The organism is Curvibacter sp. CHRR-16, assembly GCF_018474005.1.
Taxonomy (GTDB): Bacteria; Pseudomonadota; Gammaproteobacteria; order Burkholderiales; family Burkholderiaceae_C; genus Allorhodoferax.
The window spans coordinates 1-5,601 of the sequence record NZ_JAHCSH010000015.1 but is presented as its reverse complement, the minus strand read 5'-3'; the positions used below and the strand labels follow the sequence as shown (position 1 = coordinate 5,601).

12 protein-coding genes are annotated in these 5,601 nt (G+C 51.9%); all 12 read right to left on the bottom strand.

The window, feature by feature from the left end:
* Positions 1-164 precede the first annotated feature (164 nt).
* Entirely contained in the window at positions 165-434 is a 270-nt protein-coding gene (rpsQ, locus tag KIK84_RS16380; protein ID WP_214124196.1) for a 30S ribosomal protein S17, read from the bottom strand.
* Between the two features lie 10 nt (positions 435-444).
* On the bottom strand, positions 445-639 hold the full coding sequence (gene rpmC / locus KIK84_RS16375) for a 50S ribosomal protein L29 (RefSeq protein WP_214124195.1): 195 nt from the start codon (positions 637-639) through the stop codon (positions 445-447).
* 14 nt (positions 640-653) lie between these two features.
* Complete coding sequence (gene rplP / locus KIK84_RS16370; protein WP_214124194.1) at positions 654-1,070, bottom strand: 50S ribosomal protein L16; 417 nt, start codon at positions 1,068-1,070, stop codon at positions 654-656.
* Between the two features lie 2 nt (positions 1,071-1,072).
* Positions 1,073-1,936, bottom strand: coding sequence for a 30S ribosomal protein S3 (gene rpsC / locus KIK84_RS16365; RefSeq protein ID WP_214124193.1), 864 nt, complete (start codon positions 1,934-1,936; stop codon positions 1,073-1,075).
* A gap of 15 nt (positions 1,937-1,951) precedes the next feature.
* Positions 1,952-2,281, bottom strand: a complete 330-nt coding sequence (rplV, locus tag KIK84_RS16360; protein WP_214124192.1) for a 50S ribosomal protein L22 — start codon at positions 2,279-2,281, stop codon at positions 1,952-1,954.
* 9 nt (positions 2,282-2,290) lie between these two features.
* A complete protein-coding gene (gene rpsS / locus KIK84_RS16355) occupies positions 2,291-2,569 on the bottom strand; it encodes a 30S ribosomal protein S19 (RefSeq protein WP_214124191.1) in 279 nt (92 codons plus the stop codon).
* A gap of 10 nt (positions 2,570-2,579) precedes the next feature.
* Positions 2,580-3,404 carry a 50S ribosomal protein L2 gene (gene rplB, locus KIK84_RS16350; protein WP_214124190.1) on the bottom strand — a complete coding sequence of 275 codons (825 nt, stop codon included), beginning with the start codon at positions 3,402-3,404 and terminating at the stop codon, positions 2,580-2,582.
* Positions 3,405-3,406: 2 nt separating this feature from the next.
* Positions 3,407-3,730 (bottom strand): 50S ribosomal protein L23, encoded by a 324-nt coding sequence (rplW, locus tag KIK84_RS16345; protein ID WP_214124189.1) that lies wholly within the window; start codon positions 3,728-3,730, stop codon positions 3,407-3,409.
* Positions 3,727-4,347, bottom strand: coding sequence for a 50S ribosomal protein L4 (gene rplD, locus KIK84_RS16340; protein ID WP_214124188.1), 621 nt, complete (start codon positions 4,345-4,347; stop codon positions 3,727-3,729). Before rplD ends, rplW begins: the two co-directional genes overlap by 4 nt.
* Positions 4,347-5,006, bottom strand: coding sequence for a 50S ribosomal protein L3 (gene rplC, locus KIK84_RS16335; protein ID WP_214124187.1), 660 nt, complete (start codon positions 5,004-5,006; stop codon positions 4,347-4,349). Before rplC ends, rplD begins: the two co-directional genes overlap by 1 nt.
* Before the next feature lie 136 nt (positions 5,007-5,142).
* Positions 5,143-5,457 carry a 30S ribosomal protein S10 gene (gene rpsJ, locus KIK84_RS16330; protein ID WP_214124186.1) on the bottom strand — a complete coding sequence of 105 codons (315 nt, stop codon included), beginning with the start codon at positions 5,455-5,457 and terminating at the stop codon, positions 5,143-5,145.
* A 17-nt stretch (positions 5,458-5,474) separates the two neighbouring features.
* Positions 5,475-5,601: EF-Tu C-terminal domain-related protein (locus KIK84_RS16325; protein WP_445683271.1), on the bottom strand; the 127-nt coding region annotated here is incomplete at its 5' end.

Sequence of the window (5,601 nt, the reverse complement as noted above, 5' to 3'; positions counted from 1 at the left end):
TGCACTTGCTCGACCACCGCCAGCTTAAAAGCCAGTATGTAGTCCTTCTGCGTTCTCTTGATGCCTGATTCCATTTGACTTGCCTTTTCTGTGATGAAAAGGTGTCAACCTCCGGCAGGACGGGTCAGCCACATGAAAAAAGCCACCCTCGGGTGGCTTTTTTATTAGACAGTAGCTGCCTTCTCAACCAACCGGGTGGCAACCCAGTTTTTGGTTTTCGAGAGTGGGCGACTCTCGGTAATTTCAACAATATCACCGAGTTTGTATTCGCCATTCTCGTCATGCGCGTGGTATTTGCTGGATTTCACGACAATCTTGCCGTACAACTCATGCTTCACCCGACGCTCGACAAGCACTGTGACTGTTTTTGTACGCTTATCGCTGACAACCTTACCAACCAAGGTGCGCTTAAGCGATGTTTTTGCTTCCACCATTTATCGCTCCTTATTTGCCAGTTTTCTCAGCGAGAATCGTTTTTGCACGTGCGATATCACGACGTGCAACACGCAGAGACGCTGTGTTGTTCAACTGCTGCGTAGCCTTTTGCATGCGAAGACCAAAGTAAGCTTTTTGGAGCTCCTTGACTTCGGTTTGCAATGCTGCAGCATCTTTTTGACGCAGTTCAGAAGTTTTCGCCATTTTGGTATCCCTCATTATTGGCCGATCATGCGGCTAACAAAGGTTGTGCGCAAAGGCAACTTTGCAGCGGCCAGACGAAACGCTTCACGCGCCAATTCTTCTGGAACTCCCAGGATTTCGAAAACGATCTTTCCTGGTTGAATCTCTGCCACGTAGTACTCCGGGTTGCCCTTACCATTACCCATACGCACTTCAGCAGGCTTCTGAGAAATGGGTTTATCAGGGAACACACGAATCCAAATGCGACCACCACGCTTGACGTGACGAGAAATCGCACGCCGTGCGGATTCAATTTGACGCGCAGTCAAGCGACCGCGGTCAGTACACTTCAGACCGAAGTCACCGAAAGCAACCGAGTTACCCCGAGTTGCCAAGCCGGTGTTGCGGCCTTTCTGCTCTTTACGGTATTTCCGACGAGCTGGTTGCAACATACTTATTCTCCTTTTCCGTCAGCTGCTGCTGCTGGCGCGCTTACTTTGCGAACGCGCTTAACGGCTGTTTTGGCATCAGCACCCAAAGCTTCTGCTGGTTTGTCGCTGCCATCGGCAGGTGCGCCAGAAGAACCTTTGCGACCACGGTTGGCTGCAGGACGTGCAGAGCGGTCGTCACGGCGACGAGGACGGCGCTCTTCTTCGGGCTTGGTATCCACCACTGCTGGCAGATCGTTGCGGCCCAATGTATCGCCCTTGTAGACCCACACCTTCACACCGATGATGCCGTAAGTTGTCTTGGCTTCAGAGGTGTTGTAGTCGATGTCCGCACGCAGTGTGTGCAGTGGCACGCGGCCTTCACGGTACCACTCGGTACGGGCAATTTCGATACCATTCAAACGCCCAGAGGACATGATCTTGATACCTTGTGCACCCATGCGCATGGCGTTCTGCATAGCGCGTTTCATCGCACGGCGGAACATGATGCGCTTTTCCAATTGCTGGGTAATGCTGTCAGCAATCAGCTTGGCATCGATTTCAGGCTTGCGCACTTCTTCGATGTTCACAGCCACTGGCACACCCAACTGCTTGCTCAGATCGCGCTTGAGGTTTTCAATGTCCTCACCCTTTTTACCGATCACGACACCAGGACGTGAAGAGAAAATGGTCACGCGAGCATTCTTAGCTGGACGCTCAATCAAGATGCGTGCTACGGAAGCGTTCTTGAGTTTTTCTTTCAGGTATTCACGCACCTTGATGTCTTCGGCCAACATGCCTGCGAAATCACGATTACTTGCATACCAACGAGAAGACCAGTTGCGGCTGACGCTCAGACGGAAACCGGTTGGATGGATTTTCTGTCCCATATCTTCCTGGCCTTATCAGTTACCCACGACTACATACACATGGCATGTAGGCTTGCGGATTTGGTTACCACGCCCTTTAGCACGGGCAGTGAAGCGGCGCAGCGATGTACCTTGCTCAACGTAGATGGTTTTCACCTTCAATTCGTCGATATCAGCACCATCGTTGTGCTCGGCATTGGCAATTGCAGACTCCAGAACTTTCTTGATGATCACAGCAGCTTTTTTCTGCGTGAAAGCCAAAATGTTCAATGCCTGATCAACCTTTTTGCCGCGAATCAGATCGGCCACAAGGCGACCTTTGTCCACAGACAAACGGACGCCACGCAGTGTTGCACGAGTTTCCATGGCGACTCCTTACTTTTTCTGAACTTTTTTGTCAGCGGGGTGGCCTTTGAAAGTACGGGTCAGCGCAAACTCACCCAACTTATGACCCACCATCTGATCAGTTACATACACAGGCACGTGCTGACGGCCGTTGTGTACAGCAATAGTCAAGCCAATAAACTCGGGCAAGATCATGGAACGACGTGACCATGTCTTGATCGGCTTCTTGTCTTTACCAGCGATCGCCTTCTCCACTTTAGACAGCAAGTGGTGATCAACGAATGGCCCTTTTTTGAGAGAACGTGTCATCTCCTACCCCTTACTTCTTGCGGCGCGACACAATCATCACTTGTGTACGCTTGTTGCTACGTGTACGGTAGCCCTTAGTGAGGTTACCCCATGGATCCACAGGATGGCGACCTTCACCAGTCTTACCTTCACCACCACCGTGAGGGTGATCAACAGGGTTCATTACCACACCACGAACGGTGGGACGAATACCCATCCAGCGTTTCACACCGGCTTTACCGAGTTGACGCAGACTGTGCTCTTCGTTAGCCACTTGACCAATGGTTGCGCGGCAATCTATGTGAATTTTGCGCACTTCGCCAGAACGGATACGAACTTGTGCGTAAGTACCTTCACGAGCCAATAAGGTAGCAGAAGCGCCAGCGGAGCGGATCAACTGCGCACCCTTGCCCACTTGCAACTCGACACAGTGAATGATTGAACCCACAGGAATGTTGCGGATTGGCAGCGTGTTACCTACTTTGATAGGGGCTTCAGAACCATTCATCACGGTAGCACCAACTTCCAAGCCACGTGGAGCAATGATGTAACGACGTTCGCCGTCTGCATAGCACAACAAAGCGATGTGCGCAGAGCGGTTAGGGTCGTATTCAATACGCTCAACCTTTGCGGGAATACCATCCTTGTTGCGAACGAAGTCGACAACACGGTAGTGATGCTTGTGACCACCGCCCTTGTGACGGGTTGTGATGTGACCATTGTTGTTACGACCAGCCTTTTGGAATTGGGGTTCCAGCAACGATGCCAAAGGAGCACCTTTGTGTAGATGGTCACGTGTAACCTTCACCACGCCACGACGGCCTGGCGATGTGGGTTTCATCTTGATTACAGCCATGATTACGCAGCCTCTCCGCTGAGATTCAGCTCTTGGCCAGCCTTGAGGGTGACGTATGCTTTGCGCACGTTGTCACGACGGCCAACCGACTTGCCAAAACGCTTTGTTTTGCCCTTGGTGTTCACCACAGAGACGCCTTGCACTTCGACCTTGAACATGAGTTCAACGGCGGCCTTGATTTCAGGCTTGGTAGCGTCTTGCAATACCTTGAAAGTCACTGCATTGCTCTTTTCTGCAACCATGGTGGCCTTTTCAGACACAATGGGAGCGACGAGCACTTGCATCAAACGACCTTCGTCGAATTGGGTTTGCTTGATTTGGCTCATGCGTACATCTCCTTCAGAGACTCCATAGCGGCCTTAGTCACCAATACCTTGCGGTAGTGAACCAAGGACAGCGGATCAGCGTAACGGGGCTCAACCACCAACACGTTGGGCAGGTTACGAGATGCCAAATACAGGTTTTCGTCCACTTGGTCAGCGATCACCAAGACAGAGTCCACATTCATGGCTTTGAACTTGGCTGCCAATTGCTTGGTCTTGGGCGTTTCCAACTTCAGGGACTCCACCACAGCCAAACGGCCTTCGCGCACCAATTGCGACAAGATAGTGGCCATGCCAGCACGGAACATCTTTTTGTTCAGTTTTTGGCTGAAGTTTTCTTCTGGGCTATTTGGAAAAATGCGACCGCCCCCACGCCACAGTGGCGACGAAGACATACCAGCACGTGCGCGACCAGTGCCTTTTTGCTTGAAAGGCTTGGCAGTGGTGTGGGCTACAGTGGCACGGTCTTTTTGAGCGCGTGTACCTTGGCGGGCATTGGCTTGGAATGCCACCACGATTTGGTGCACCAAGTCTTCGTTGTAAGCACGTCCAAAAACAGTCTCTGGCACATCCAGCTTGGATGCGACTTGCCCTTGCTCATTCAGGAGTTCAACTTGCATTATTTTGCTCCCTTCACAGCAGGACGCACGGTCACGAAACCACCCTTGGATCCTGGGATTGCACCCTTGATCAACAGCAATTGACGGGCTTCATCCACACGAACCACGTCCAAGTTTTGTGTCGTCACAGTTTCATCGCCCATGTGACCTGTCATGCGCTTTCCAGGGAAAACGCGACCGGGATCTTGGGCCATACCGATAGAGCCGGGCACATTGTGCGAACGGCTGTTACCGTGGGATGCGCGTTGCGAACCCATGTTGTGGCGCTTGATAGTGCCTGCGTAGCCTTTACCAATGGAAGTGCCCTGCACATCCACTTTTTGACCCACAGTGAACACCTCAGCCACAGGCACAGTGGCACCTGCTGCGTACTTGGCTGCAGCCTCCTCTGTTACGTGGAATTCTTTGCTGATTTCGCCAGCTTCAACGCCAGCTTTGGCCAAATGGCCTGCAACGGGCTTGGTCACGCGCGATGCTTTGCGTGCGCCAAATGTCAGTTGCAATGCGATGTAACCATCTTTGTCGAGGGTTTTAACCTGGCTCACGCGGTTGTTGGACACATCCACCACAGTAACAGGAACAGCATCCCCGTCGTCTGTGAATAGGCGCATCATGCCAACCTTGCGGCCAAGCAATCCCAAATGATTGCTAAGACTCATTTTTTTCTCCAGAACTTCTGCAGCACATTGCTTCAATTGGCAAGCACCGTTTCCCAGAAGGCATATTAAAAAGCCCTGCCTGAAAAACAGGCAGAGCCAAGTATTGTAGTTGGCTCTCACCAACTACGCAAGTCACTTATTGCAACTTGATTTCCACATCAACGCCAGCTGGCAAATCCAACTTCATCAATGCATCGACGGTCTTGTCGGTAGGATCGACAATGTCCATCAAGCGCTGATGGGTGCGGATCTCAAACTGGTCGCGGCTGGACTTGTTCACGTGCGGAGAGCGCAAGATGTCAAAGCGCTTCATGCGCGTCGGCAGGGGCACGGGGCCCTTGACAATCGCGCCAGTACGCTTGGCAGTATCAACGATCTCAGCGGCAGATTGGTCGATCAGCTTGTAATCAAACGCTTTGAGACGAATACGGATTTTTTGCTTGGATGACATTCCAACTCCTTATTCGCTTAAGCGATGATTTTGGCGACCACGCCAGCGCCCACGGTACGGCCACCTTCACGGATAGCGAAACGCAGACCTTCTTCCATAGCGATAGGAGCGATCAGCTTCACAGTGATGGAGACGTTGTCACCA